The sequence below is a fragment of the Neorhizobium turbinariae genome, assembly GCF_023223505.1.
GTDB classification, from domain to species: Bacteria; Pseudomonadota; Alphaproteobacteria; order Rhizobiales; family Rhizobiaceae; genus Neorhizobium; species Neorhizobium turbinariae.
Genome location: NZ_JALPRY010000016.1, coordinates 43,799 through 56,087, shown reverse-complemented (window position 1 = coordinate 56,087; position 12,289 = coordinate 43,799). Strand labels below are relative to the sequence as shown.

At 61.9% G+C, this 12,289-nt stretch carries 15 protein-coding genes; 4 read left to right on the top strand and 11 right to left on the bottom strand.

Annotation, left to right across the window (positions count from 1 at the left end; all coding sequences use genetic code 11):
• Positions 1–86: 86 nt before the first annotated feature.
• The 3 genes from lysA to argH form a co-directional block, all read right to left on the bottom strand.
• Positions 87–1,355 carry a diaminopimelate decarboxylase gene (lysA, locus tag M0654_RS14605; protein ID WP_248683755.1) on the bottom strand — a complete coding sequence of 423 codons (1,269 nt, stop codon included), beginning with the start codon at positions 1,353–1,355 and terminating at the stop codon, positions 87–89.
• 15 nt (positions 1,356–1,370) lie between these two features.
• Positions 1,371–1,577 (bottom strand): LPS translocon maturation chaperone LptM, encoded by a 207-nt coding sequence (gene lptM / locus M0654_RS14600; RefSeq protein ID WP_248683754.1) that lies wholly within the window; start codon positions 1,575–1,577, stop codon positions 1,371–1,373.
• Positions 1,578–1,663: 86 nt separating this feature from the next.
• Positions 1,664–3,067, bottom strand: a complete 1,404-nt coding sequence (argH, locus tag M0654_RS14595; protein ID WP_248683753.1) for an argininosuccinate lyase — start codon at positions 3,065–3,067, stop codon at positions 1,664–1,666.
• 25 nt (positions 3,068–3,092) lie between these two features.
• Here argH and tlpA point away from each other — a divergent pair, with 25 nt between their 5' ends.
• A complete protein-coding gene (gene tlpA / locus M0654_RS14590) occupies positions 3,093–3,764 on the top strand; it encodes a thiol:disulfide interchange protein TlpA (RefSeq protein WP_248683752.1) in 672 nt (223 codons plus the stop codon).
• A gap of 6 nt (positions 3,765–3,770) precedes the next feature.
• Here tlpA and M0654_RS14585 read toward each other — a convergent pair whose 3' ends face one another.
• From M0654_RS14585 to M0654_RS14555, 7 genes are all read right to left on the bottom strand, one after another.
• A complete protein-coding gene (locus M0654_RS14585; RefSeq protein WP_118850756.1) occupies positions 3,771–4,652 on the bottom strand; it encodes a 3-hydroxybutyryl-CoA dehydrogenase in 882 nt (293 codons plus the stop codon).
• A gap of 152 nt (positions 4,653–4,804) precedes the next feature.
• Positions 4,805–5,734: an electron transfer flavoprotein subunit alpha/FixB family protein gene (locus M0654_RS14580; protein ID WP_248683751.1), complete on the bottom strand. Its 930-nt coding sequence runs from the start codon at positions 5,732–5,734 to the stop codon at positions 4,805–4,807.
• Between the two features lie 29 nt (positions 5,735–5,763).
• Positions 5,764–6,510 carry an electron transfer flavoprotein subunit beta/FixA family protein gene (locus M0654_RS14575; protein ID WP_118850754.1) on the bottom strand — a complete coding sequence of 249 codons (747 nt, stop codon included), beginning with the start codon at positions 6,508–6,510 and terminating at the stop codon, positions 5,764–5,766.
• Positions 6,511–6,650: 140 nt separating this feature from the next.
• A complete protein-coding gene (locus tag M0654_RS14570) occupies positions 6,651–7,397 on the bottom strand; it encodes a rhomboid family intramembrane serine protease (protein ID WP_118850753.1) in 747 nt (248 codons plus the stop codon).
• Between the two features lie 23 nt (positions 7,398–7,420).
• Entirely contained in the window at positions 7,421–7,993 is a 573-nt protein-coding gene (locus M0654_RS14565) for a cob(I)yrinic acid a,c-diamide adenosyltransferase (RefSeq protein WP_248683750.1), read from the bottom strand.
• Positions 7,994–8,005: 12 nt separating this feature from the next.
• Entirely contained in the window at positions 8,006–8,209 is a 204-nt protein-coding gene (locus M0654_RS14560; RefSeq protein ID WP_118850751.1) for a twin transmembrane helix small protein, read from the bottom strand.
• An 8-nt stretch (positions 8,210–8,217) separates the two neighbouring features.
• Positions 8,218–9,051, bottom strand: coding sequence for an SDR family oxidoreductase (locus M0654_RS14555; protein WP_248683749.1), 834 nt, complete (start codon positions 9,049–9,051; stop codon positions 8,218–8,220).
• Positions 9,052–9,122: 71 nt separating this feature from the next.
• On the opposite strand from M0654_RS14555, the gene M0654_RS14550 reads away from it, so the two are divergent.
• A complete protein-coding gene (locus M0654_RS14550) occupies positions 9,123–10,094 on the top strand; it encodes a YihY/virulence factor BrkB family protein (protein WP_248683748.1) in 972 nt (323 codons plus the stop codon).
• Here the strand turns inward: M0654_RS14550 and gluQRS are convergent.
• A complete protein-coding gene (gluQRS, locus tag M0654_RS14545) occupies positions 10,023–10,904 on the bottom strand; it encodes a tRNA glutamyl-Q(34) synthetase GluQRS (RefSeq protein ID WP_248683747.1) in 882 nt (293 codons plus the stop codon). The two genes, M0654_RS14550 and gluQRS, sit on opposite strands and share 72 nt — an antisense overlap.
• A 76-nt stretch (positions 10,905–10,980) precedes the next feature.
• Between gluQRS and M0654_RS14540 the strand changes: the two genes are divergently transcribed.
• Together M0654_RS14540 and M0654_RS14535 are read left to right on the top strand one after the other, a co-directional pair.
• Positions 10,981–11,640 (top strand): DNA-3-methyladenine glycosylase family protein, encoded by a 660-nt coding sequence (locus M0654_RS14540; RefSeq protein ID WP_248683746.1) that lies wholly within the window; start codon positions 10,981–10,983, stop codon positions 11,638–11,640.
• Positions 11,641–11,725: 85 nt separating this feature from the next.
• Positions 11,726–12,283: an HNH endonuclease gene (locus M0654_RS14535; RefSeq protein WP_118850746.1), complete on the top strand. Its 558-nt coding sequence runs from the start codon at positions 11,726–11,728 to the stop codon at positions 12,281–12,283.
• The last annotated feature ends 6 nt before the right edge of the window (positions 12,284–12,289 follow it).

Below are 12,289 nucleotides of genomic sequence, written 5' to 3'. Positions count from 1 at the left end.
AAGCTTTGTGGCGAAGACGAGGGCAGATCGGGTAGCGCCCTTCGAATTCAGGCGCTCTCCCGCAAAAGTGAACGTCCCGTCAATGGTCAGGAGAGCCAGGCCGGTGTGGAGTCAAGCCCGATCAACTCGTCATAGGTGCCGCGTGGACGAATGACGTGGAACTCGCTTCCCTTCACCAGCACCTCAGGCACCAGCAGGCGGGTATTGTAGGTGCCGGCCTGCACGGCGCCATAAGCGCCGGCGGAGGCAACCGCGATCAGGTCGCCGGGTTTCGGTTGCGCCATCTCGCGGTCGAGCGCCAGGTAATCGCCTGTTTCGCAGACTGGGCCGACGATATCGCCCTTGATGCGCGGCGCATCGGCGGGCGGCACGACGACCGGGCGGATCATGTGGTAGGCCTCGTAAAGCGTCGGGCGGATCAGGTCGTTCATGGCGCCATCGACGATGACGAAGCTCTTCTCCCCGCCATCCTTCACGTAGATGACCTCGGTCACCAGGATGCCGGCGTTACCAACGATCAGGCGGCCCGGCTCAGTGACGATCTTGCACTCAAGCGAGCGGAGTTGCCGCTTCACCGTTTCCGCATAGGCGTCGGGCAGTGGCGGCGGGTTGTTGTCGTCCTTGTAGGGAATGCCCAGCCCGCCGCCGATGTCGACGTGGTCGATCCGGTGCCCGTCCGAACGCAGTGCGTCGACCAGTTCGCGCAGAAGGCGGAAGGCATGGTCGAACGGCTGCAACTCGGTAATCTGGCTACCGATATGCATGTCGATGCCCGTCACCTCGATGCCGGGCAGTTCAGCCGCATGCGCGTAAACCGCGCGTGCCCGCTCATACGGGATGCCGAACTTGTTTTCCTTCTTGCCGGTCGAGATCTTGGCATGCGTGCCTGCATCGACATCCGGGTTGATGCGGAACGAAACATGCGCCTTCGTGCCCATCTTCTCGGCACGCAGGTTCAGGACCTCGAGTTCCGGTTCCGACTCGACGTTGAAGCAGTAGATGCCGATCGAAAGCGCCAGGTCCATTTCCTGCACGGTCTTGCCGACGCCGGAGAACATGATGCGGTTGGCCGGAATGCCGGCCGCGATCGCGCGCCGCAACTCGCCGCCCGACACGACATCGACGCCAGCGCCCAGACGACCGAGGGTCTTCAGCACCGCCTGGTTGGAGTTCGCCTTCATCGCATAGCAGACCATCGCGTCGACGTCGGCGAAGGCCTCGGCAAAGACCTTGTAGTGCCGCTCCAGCGTTGCGGTGGAATACACGTAGAACGGCGTGCCAACAGCCTTGGCGATGGCCGGCACCGGTACGTTTTCGGCATGCAGGACGCCGTCGATGTATTGAAAATGGTTCACGATAGCGCTCGCGATTTACAGAAGCGGGTCAAGCAGGAAAGGCTTGTCGGCAACGGGCTCTTGCGCACGCTCACCCGGCTTGGCGCTCTTTCGAATGTTCTGCTGTTCAACAGGCGTGCTCGGACGGTCAAGATCGCCCTTGCGGCCGCATCCGACGGCAACCAGGCCGGCGATGCTCAGCGCAAAGGTGATGCGGGCGATGGTGACCAGGGAATTCGACATCGGTTAACCTGTGTTGAGCGCGACTGCGGAACTTCATAGCGAAGTTCCGCGCGCTTGTGCAGTCATTAATCGAGGCAGGTTGGCCGCTAGTTGCGGTTGCGCCACCAGGCGATCTGCTTGCGTACCTCGGACGGCGCCGTGCCGCCGAAGCTTTGCCGGCTGGCAACCGAGGCATCGACCGAAAGCACGTTGAAGACGGCATCCGTCACGGCCGGATTTATCGCCTGCAGTTCCTCAAGCGACAGTTCGGACAGGTCGCAGCCCTTGCTCTCGGCTAGCGCCACCGCGCGGCCCGTCACGTGGTGGGCCTCGCGGAAGGGAAGGCCCACTTCACGCACCAGCCAGTCGGCAAGGTCGGTCGCGGTGGAGAAGCCGGCGCCGGCGGCAGCCCGCATCCTGTCGGCGCGCACGGTCATGTCGCGTACCATGCCGGTCATGGCGGCAATGCAGAGTTCCAGGTTCTCGGCCGCGTCGAAGACCTGTTCCTTGTCTTCCTGCATGTCCTTGGAATAGGCGAGCGGCAGACCCTTCATGACGGTCAACAGTGCGACCAGCGAGCCGTTGATGCGGCCGGTCTTGGCGCGCACCAGTTCGGCGGCATCCGGGTTCTTCTTCTGCGGCATGATCGAGGAGCCGGTCGAGAAGGCGTCGGACAAGCGCACGAAACCGAATTGCGGCGTCGACCAGATGACGATTTCTTCGGCCAGACGCGACAGGTGCATCGCGCAGATCGCGGCGACGGAAAGGAATTCCAGAGCGAAGTCACGGTCGGACACCGTGTCGATCGAGTTGCGTGTTGGCTCGCGGAAGCCAAGCGCCTTCGCCGTCATGTGGCGGTCGATCGGGTAGGGCGTGCCGGCAAGCGCGGCCGCACCGATCGGGCTTTCGTCCAGGTGGTCGATCGCGTGGCGCACGCGCGCCCGGTCGCGGCCGAACATTTCCACATAGGCCATGCAATGATGGCCGAAGGTCACCGGTTGGGCAGTCTGCAGATGCGTGAAGCCCGGCATGACTGTATCGGCATGTTCTTCGGCACGATCGAGGAAGGCCGCGATCAGGTCGGTCAGCATGCGATCGGTCTTGGCGAGCTCTTCCTTTACCCAGAGGCGAAAATCGAGCGCTACCTGGTCGTTGCGCGAACGGGCGGTGTGCAAGCGTCCTGCCGCCGGGCCGATCAGCGTTGCCAGCCGCGCCTCGATGTTCATGTGGATGTCTTCGAGCTTGCGCGAGAATTCGAACTGGCCGCTCTCGATCTCTGACATGATCGTGTTCAGGCCCTGCACGATCTTGTCTTTATCTTCGTGCGAGATGATGCCTTTTTCAGCCAGCATGGCCGCATGCGCTATAGAGCCGCGGATGTCCTGGGCGTAGAGCTTCTTGTCGAAACCGATCGAGGCATTTATCTCCTCCATGATCGCGTCCGGCCCTGAGGCGAAACGCCCGCCCCACATCTGGTTGGAGGATGTCGCGTCCTTCGTGCCGTCGGCCATGAGTATCCGAGTCCTGGAGTAGTTGATGACGACCAAAAGACCTTTCGGCCTTCCTTCCGTCCGGTTGATCTTGATTGCCGCGGTTTTGGGAATAATCGCCGGCGCCGGGGCGGTATACGTGAGGAATATGGGGTCTGGCAATGGCGGCGAGGCGTCGCTGGTCGCATCGGCGGGCGCCTGTGAGGGTGCCGTCACCAAGGTGAAGTCGGTTGCGGCCTTCTCCAAGGGTGAGGTTGCTGCCATGGTGGCGGCTGAACCGCCGCGTCCGCTGGACCTGTCGTTCAAGGGCCCGGAGGGTCAGGACCTGAAGACGGCTGACTTCGCAGGCAAGACCGTGCTCCTCAATCTCTGGGCCACCTGGTGCGGCCCCTGCCGGGAGGAAATGCCGGCCCTCAATACGCTCCAGAAGGAAATGGGAGGCGCAGACTTCGAGGTCGTCGCCGTCAACATCGACACCGGCAGCGACGAAAAGCCGAAGGCGTTCCTGGCCGAATATGGCGTCGACGCGCTCGGTTATTACCGCGACAGTTCGATGGGGGTCTTCAATGCTCTGAAGAAGGAAGGTCTCGCCTTCGGTTTGCCCGTGACGCTGGTCATGGACAAACAGGGTTGCCTGATCTCGGCGATGAATGGCCCTGCCGCCTGGGATAGCCCGGACGCCAAGGCGCTGATCGCGGCCGCCAAGGGCGGCGTGTAAAAACGATTAGCGGGTCGGCACCGGCGTCTCGCCGCGGTAGTCGTAGAAGCCGCGGCCGGACTTGCGGCCAAGCCAGCCAGCTTCGACATACTTCACCAGCAGCGGGCAGGGGCGGTACTTGGAGTCGGCTAGTCCGTCGTGCAGCACCTGCATGATCGACAGGCAGGTGTCGAGGCCGATGAAGTCTGCAAGCTGCAGCGGGCCCATGGGGTGGTTTGCGCCAAGCTTCATGGCCGTGTCGATAGCCTCGACAGAGCCGACGCCTTCGTAAAGCGTGTAGATCGCCTCGTTGATCATCGGCAGCAGGATGCGGTTGACGATGAAGGCCGGGAAATCTTCGGCGACGGTTGCCGTCTTTTCCAGCGCGGCGACATAATCCTTGGCCGCCTGGAAGGTCGTCTCGTCGGTCGCGATGCCACGCACCAGTTCCACGAGCTTCATGACCGGAACCGGGTTCATGAAATGGATGCCCATGAAGCGCTCGGGGCGGTCGGTCGCGGAAGCAAGCCGCGTGATCGACAGCGAAGAGGTGTTGGTGGCAAGCAGCGCGTCCGGGCGCAGCACGGGACAGACCTGCGCATAGATCTTGCGCTTGACGCTTTCGTCTTCGGTCGCAGCCTCGATGACCATGTCCATCGGTGCGAGATCATTGACGTCTGCCGAGCCGGAAATGAGCTTCAGGGCTTTCTGGCGGTCTTCGTCCGACAGCTTGCCGTTGGAGACCTGGCGCGCCAGGTTGCCGTTGATGGTGGCCAGTGCTGCTTCAATCCGGTCCTTCGACAGATCGTACATCTGCACTTTGTAGCCGGCGAGTGCCGAGACATGGGCAATACCGCAGCCCATCTGGCCTGCACCAATGACGCCAATGTTCTTGATGACCGAACTCATCGCTTCACTCCCGGAGATTTGTCTTCTGCGCTTAAATTACTAGCGCGCGCATTGATAATAGAATGCCGGACTGCGAATGGCAGCCCGGCAAGATTGTTATTCCGCTGGCTCTTAATTTTCCAGAACTTTTCGCAACTGCGAAAAGGAGGAAATCAGAGCGCCTTTTCGAGCTGCGGCAGGATTTCGAAGAGGTCGCCAACGAGGCCGTAGTCGGCCACCTGGAAGATCGGAGCTTCCTCGTCCTTGTTGATCGCGACGATGACCTTCGAGTCCTTCATGCCGGCGAGATGCTGGATCGCACCCGAGATGCCGACGGCGATGTAAAGCGCCGGTGCAACCACCTTGCCGGTCTGGCCAACCTGCCAGTCGTTTGGGGCGTAACCTGCATCGACCGCTGCACGCGATGCGCCAACGGCGGCACCGAGCTTGTCGGCAACCGGCAGGATGACTTCCTGGAACTTTTCAGCCGAGCCGAGTGCGCGGCCGCCGGAGATGATGACCTTGGCGGACGTCAGTTCCGGGCGCTCCGAAGACGACAACGCGTCGGAAACAAAGCTCGATACGCCGGGGTTGGAGCCGCCGGAGACAGCTTCGACCGACGCCGAGCCACCTTCTGCCGCAGCGGCAAAGGACGCGCCACGTACGGTGATGACCTTCTTGGCATCGCTCGACTGCACGGTCTGGATGGCGTTGCCGGCATAGATCGGGCGCTTGAACGTGTCAGGCGAAACGACTTCGATGATTTCCGAGATCTGCATCACGTCGAGGAGCGCTGCAACGCGCGGCAGGACGTTCTTGGCCGATGCCGTGGCCGGCGCGATGATGACGTCGTAGGAACCGGCGAGCGACAGGATGAGGTCGGCGAGCGGCTCTGCCAGGTTGTTGGCATAAGCTGCGTCATCGGCAAGCAGCACCTTGGAAACGCCGGCAAGCTTGGCAGCCGCATCGGCAGCCGCCTGGGCGCCCGAACCTGCCACCAGCACATGAACGTCGCCGCCGATCTGGGTCGCCGCCGTCAGTGCCTTGGCGGTCTGGTCGTTGAGGCTCTGGTTGTCGTGTTCTGCCAGAAGAAGAATGGCCATGATGATGTTCTCCTATCTCTTCCGGGTTGTTACAGCACGCCGGCCGTCTTGAGGTTGGCAACGAGTTCTTCAACCGACTTCACCTTGATGCCAGCCTTGCGGCCGCCCGGCTCCTCGGTCTTCAGCACGGTAAGGCGCGGCGCGGTATCGACGCCGAAGTCGCCCGGGGTCTTCTTGTCGAGCGGCTTCTTCTTCGCCTTCATGATGTTCGGCAGCGAAGCGTAGCGCGGCTCGTTCAAGCGCAGGTCCGTCGTGACAACGGCCGGGAGCTTCACTTCGATCGTCTGCAGGCCGCCATCGACTTCGCGGGTCACGGTTGCCTTGTCGGCAGCGAGTTCGATCTTGGAAGCGAAGGTTGCCTGACCGCAGCCCAGGAGGGCTGCCAGCATTTGGCCGGTCTGGTTGCTGTCGTCATCGATCGCCTGCTTGCCGACAATGATCAGGCCCGGCTGTTCGGCTTCAACGACGCCCTTGAGGATCTTGGCGACCGCAAGCGGCTCGACGACGGCATCGGTTTCCACCAGGATCGCCCGGTCGGCGCCCATGGCCAGCGCGGTGCGCAGGGTTTCTTCCGCCTTGGCCGGGCCAATCGATACAACCACGACTTCCTCGGCCTTGCCAGCTTCCTTCAGGCGCAGCGCCTCTTCAACGGAGATTTCGTCGAAGGGGTTCATCGACATCTTCACGTTGGCCAGCTCAACGCCCGAACCATCCGGCTTCACACGGATCTTCACGTTGTAGTCCACCACGCGCTTCACAGGCACCAGGATCTTCATGGGGTCCTTCCTTGACTAAAAATCACGGCAAACTGCGATATTTGCCGGTTCCTCGTTTGTCAGTGGGCGACATGGATACGCATTTTTCAGGCGAATACAACGCCCAATCGCCCGCCGCGCTGTGCGGTTTTCTCATAGTTCTATTCGCTGGCCGTGACGACGTTGGCGGCTCCAGATTTGGGTATCACGGCCTTCGGCGTCACGATCTCGCGGTCGAAGAGCGGCACGCCCGGGCGGCGCATCACGAGAACCAGAATGGCGCCGGTTATGATGCCGCCGACATGGGCGCCCCAGGACACCACGCCGTCCATATCGAGGGCCAGCATCACGAACTGCTGGAGGATCCAGGCCGCCAGCGGAATAAAGGCGGGAAGCGGCAGCGGGATACGGAAAAGCACGAGAACCCAAACCCGCACCCGCGGATGCAGGAGGAAATAGGCAGCGACCACACCGGAGATGGCGCCAGACGCGCCGATCAGCGGCCCTTCCGCCGAGGGTGCGACGAAGCCGTGCACGGCAGCGCCCGCGGCGGCGCACAGGAGGTAGAAGACCAGGAACCGCATATGCCCAAGCGCATCCTCGACATTGTCGCCGAAGACCCAGAGGAACAGCATGTTGGAGGCGAGGTGCCAGAAGTCCATGTGCAGGAAGGCGTAGGTGATGAAGGTCGCATCATCCGGCACGATGACCAGGGACGGGTCGAGGATTGCGTAATCGAAGATGACGGCCGGGATGAAGCCGAGGCCAAGTGATGCATGTTCGACCGCCTCCGGCGAGGCGATTGCCGTGAACAGCCAGGCCAGCACGTTCACGACGATGATGCCGATCGTGACATACTGGACGCGGATGTATTTGAGCTCGACGGCATCGTGAAGGGGGATGAACATGGTTTGCCTCTCCCGCCTTCTCGTCAGCGATTTTTCCCGGGAACCCAGAGAATGTCGGCCTTGCCCTTTTCGTTGGCATAACGCGCCGCGACGAACAGGAAGTCCGATAGCCGGTTGATGTATCCAAGCGCCGCCTTGCCGACGATCTCGTGCCGTGACAGCTCGACCATCAGCCGTTCCGCCCGGCGCGACACGGTGCGCGCCAGATGCAGATAGGCAGACGCCGGTGAGCCGCCCGGCAGCACGAAGGAGCGCAGCGGATCAAGATGCGCGTTGAGCTTGTCGATCTCGGATTCCAGCCGCGCCGTCTGCGCGTCGATGATGCGCAGTGGTTCGTATTCCAGAACCTCGCCGGTATCGGGCGTCGAAAGATCGGCGCCAAGATCGAAGAGGTCGTTCTGGATGCGGAAGAGCATCCGGTCGAGTTCTTCCATCTCTGACGTGTGGAGACGCGCAAGCCCGACCGTCGAATTGGTTTCATCGATCGTGCCATAGGCTTCGACCCGCAGGTCGTGCTTGTCGCGGCGAGGTCCCGCGGCAAGGCCCGTCGTGCCGTCGTCGCCGGTGCGCGTGTAGATCCTGTTGAGCTTTACCATCCCGCCATCACATCAGGTCGGGCGCCCGCCGCCCGTGATCCAGAGCGTCAGCATGATGAGCACGATTGCGATCGCCTGCAAGAGCACGCGCATCTGCATGAGCTTGTTGGACTTGTTGGCGTCGGTGCCCTTGAGCATGTTGAAAAGCCCGCGGATGAGCACGAGCACGACAAGACCCATGACGATCAGGGTCAGTACGGTGGTGAAACTGGACATCTATCTTCTCAATCGATCCGGCGCATGAGCTTGTAGAAGAGCGCAGCCGGCAGAATTCTCTTCAGGAAGGCGCCCTGCTTTGCAGGTTTGGTCACGAGATAATGTGGCCTGGGATGCGGTGCGGTCAAGGCGTGCTTCAACACGTCATACACCGCTTCCGGTCCCAGTTTATGACGGCTGACCGGTCCGCGTCCATCCAGCCGCTTCAATTGCCGCTTGTATTGTTCGGCATGGACCGAGCCTTCAAGGTCGACATTCTCGTGGATCTTGATGAGCGAGTTCGCCGTGAACCTGGAGGCAATCGGACCTGGCTCGATGAGGCTGACCGTTATGCCGCTGCCCTCAAGCTCCATCCGCATGGTGATCGTCAGCCCTTCGAGCGCATATTTCGAGGCCGTGTAGGCGCCGCGGTAGCGATAGGGCAGGATGCCAAGGATCGACGAGCAGTTGACGATGCGGCCATGGCCCTGCGCCCGCATCACCGGGATCAGCCTGCGGGTCAACTCATGCCAGCCGAACAGGTTGGTCTCGAACTGGATGCGCAAGACGTCCGTCGTCAGATCCTCCACAGCGCCGGCCTGCCCGTAAGCGCCGTTGTTGAACACTGCGTCGAGCCGACCGCCTGTGCGCTCGAGGACCGTGTCGACCAGCGCCGCAATGGTGTCCGGCTTGGTATAGTCCATCAGCAGTGCTTCGATGCCGTCAGCCTCGAGCGGTGCCAGATCTGCCTCCTTGCGAACAGTGGCAAAGACGCGCCAGCCGTCCGCCTTCAGGGCACGGGCGCAGTAGGCACCGATGCCGGAGGAACAGCCGGTAACGATGATCGTTCTCTTGTCGTCCATTCGCTGCTGCTTTCTGTTATGTGTTCATGCCCTAGTTTCATATTTTCTAGGTCGTCACAACGGAGTTCCCATTGTCAGAAGAGATCCGCCCCTTCCGGTGGTACAGGCTGGCGTTCAAAGTCGTCTGGGATGCCTACTGCCATTTTACGGAAGATGACGGGTGGGCGATGGCGAGCCATGTCGCCTTGTCCGGTCTGCTGGCGCTGTTTCCATTCCTGATCTTCGGGACCGCGCTTGCCGGTTTCCTCGGGGCAGGCGACTTTTCCGCGACCGCCATCCACCTGCTCTTCGACACATGGCCGGCCGATATCGCCGAGCCGATTGCCTCCGAGATCCAGCGGGTCCTGCTGATGCCGCGAGGCGGGTTGCTGACCTTGTCGGTGCTCGCGGCCGCCTATTTCGCCTCGAACGGTGTCGAGGCTCTGCGCATCTCCCTGAACCGCGCCTACCGCGTGCCGGAAACGCGGCCGTGGTACGTCACCCGGTTAGCCAGCCTCGGTTACGTGATTGCCGCCGTCGTCGTTTTCGCGGCGATCAGCATCGTGCTGGTGGCGCTACCGGTTGCCGCCCGTTTTGCGCAGACACGCTTTCCGGAACTGCTGGAAGACCTGAGCGCGATTGCCAATTGGGGGCTGATCGGCACCGGCGTCGTGTTGCTCGTCGGACTTGTGCTTTCGCACAAATGGCTACCGGCGGGGCAGCGACGCCTGATAGACGTTTTGCCTGGCGTGGTGATGACGGTTGTTGTCTGGACCGCCTTCGGCTTCGGTTTTGCGACCTACCTTTCGACCTTTGCGAACTACTCGGCGACCTATGCGGGCCTCGCCTCGATCATGGTCGTGCTGATCTTCCTCTACATGGTCGGGGTGATCTTCATGCTCGGCGCCGAGCTCAATGCCGCGCTGATGAAATACCGGATCTATTCGGTGTTCTCGCGCCGTCGTAAGGAACGGCACGCCCGGCATCACGGGCTAGAGCCCGACCATGCGGCGGATGTCGGCGGGAGTGCGGCCCTCATGCCTCAGAACCGAAAGTCCGGTTGAACCTTCGCTCTTTGACAGCTTCCTGCCATCCGCACCGAGGATCAGGCGATGGTGATGATAGATCGGCGCGGGAAGCCCCAGCAGTTCCTGCAGCAGACGATGGACGGCGGTGGCATGGTAGAGGTCACGCCCCCGCACGACATGGGTGATCTCCTGCACAGCATCGTCCACAACGACGGAGAGGTGGTAGCTCGAGGGCGCATCCGAGCGTGACAGCACGACATCGCCCCAGGCTGCGGGATCGGCTGCGATCTCCTGTTGCGAACCTGAGCCGGTTTCCGTCCAGGAAACCGGCTGCTTCAGCCGCGCCACGGCCGCGTGCATGTCGAGCCGCCAGGCAAAGGTCTTCGCACGTTTCTGCCGCGCCTCTCGCTCGTCCCGGCTCATCCGACGGTCATCGCATGGATAGTGCGGCGAGCCGTCGGGGTCGCGTGGCCATGGTTTTCCCTCCGCTTCAAAGGCTGCCACTTTCGCCTTCGCCTCGCCGCGCGTCATGAAAGCGGGGTAGGCGAGGCCTTGGTCGATCAGGGACTGCAGCGCGGACTGGTATAGCGGAAAACGCTCCGACTGCCGGCGCACAGGCTTCTCCCACTCGAGCCCAAGCCACTCCAGGTCCTCGTAAATCGCCGCTTCCAATTTGGGTGTGCAGCGGGTCCGGTCGATGTCTTCAATGCGGAGCAGGAAGCGGCCGTTATGTTCCCGCGCCAAATCGAAGTTCAGGAAGGCAGACAATGCGTGGCCCAGATGCAGCGGTCCGTTCGGGCTCGGAGCAAAGCGGAAGACAGGCTTTTGACGTGGATGTGCGGGCATGGTTTCTTCTGCCACGGAAAACGCCCCTCGCAAAAGAGGGTAAGGCGAGCAAGGGTTTCGGAATGGAGGTGCGGCGATGAAGAGGATCATCCGCGACCAAAGTGACATCCGGGCCGGGCTGGAAGAACTGGCGTTGCTCGACCCACGGCTCGTGTCCATCATCGAGCGGGCAGGGCCGGTGCCGCTTCGGCTGAACGACCCCGGCTTTCAAGGCCTTGCATCGATTATTGTGTCGCAGATGGTTTCGCGAGCGAGCGCCGATGCGATCTGGCGCAGGATCACGGCTGCAGGCCCCGTGACTGCCGAGCATTATGCGGCGCTTGCCCCGGAGGTCATTGCCACATTCGGGCTGTCACGCGCCAAGGCGGCGACGTTGTCCCACCTCGCGAACGCGCTTGTCGCCCGGCATTTCGATCTCGAAGCCGTTGGCGCATTGGAAGCTGGCGAGGCCTTGAAGGCTCTGACTTCGCTTCCCGGCATTGGCCCCTGGACGGCGGAAGTCTACCTGATGTTCTGCTGCGGGCACGCGGATGTCTTCCCATCCGGCGATGTGGCGCTGCAAGCGGCGGTTCGCCATGCTTTTGCCATGGATGAGCGTCCACCCGCCAAGCAACTTGCCCGGATGGCTGAGGTTTGGGAGCCCTGGCGTTCGGTCGCCGCCCGGCTTTTCTGGGCCTATTACGCCAGCGAAATGCGCCGTCAGGTGGCTCCGGTCACAGAATCATCTTTGCAGTAAAAGCCCTGCATTATTGGGCTTCACAATCCTGTAACAGCGGACCTAATATAGAAAATACAGATGCCGAATCGGGTAGGAGCGTCACTTGACGATTGCAGTCTCCCCGCAGGCCCTGCCGGCGCTCGTGCTGAACGCTGACTACCGGCCGCTGAGCTATTATCCCTTGTCGTTGTGGTCCTGGCAGGACGCGATCAAGGCGGTCTTTCTCGACCGTGTGAACATCATCGCCGAATACGAACATTCGGTCTGCTCGCCAAGCTTTTCCATGCGATTGCCGAGCGTCGTCAGCCTCAAGACCTATGTGCAGCCGACCCGCAATCCAGCCTTCACGCGCTTCAATGTTTTCCTGCGCGACAAGTTCGAATGCCAGTATTGCGGCGCCCATGACGAACTGACCTTCGATCACGTCATCCCGCGGGCACACGGCGGGGAAACGACCTGGGACAATGTGGTGGCCGCCTGTTCGCCCTGCAATCTGCGCAAGGGCAGCAAGCTGCCGAAGCAGGCCGGCATGTTCCCGCACCAGAGGCCCTACCAGCCGACGGTGCAGGATCTGCATAACAACGGGCGTCTCTTCCCGCCGAACTACTTGCACGAAAGCTGGATGGACTATCTCTACTGGGATACCGAGCTGCAGCCGTGAGCCAGC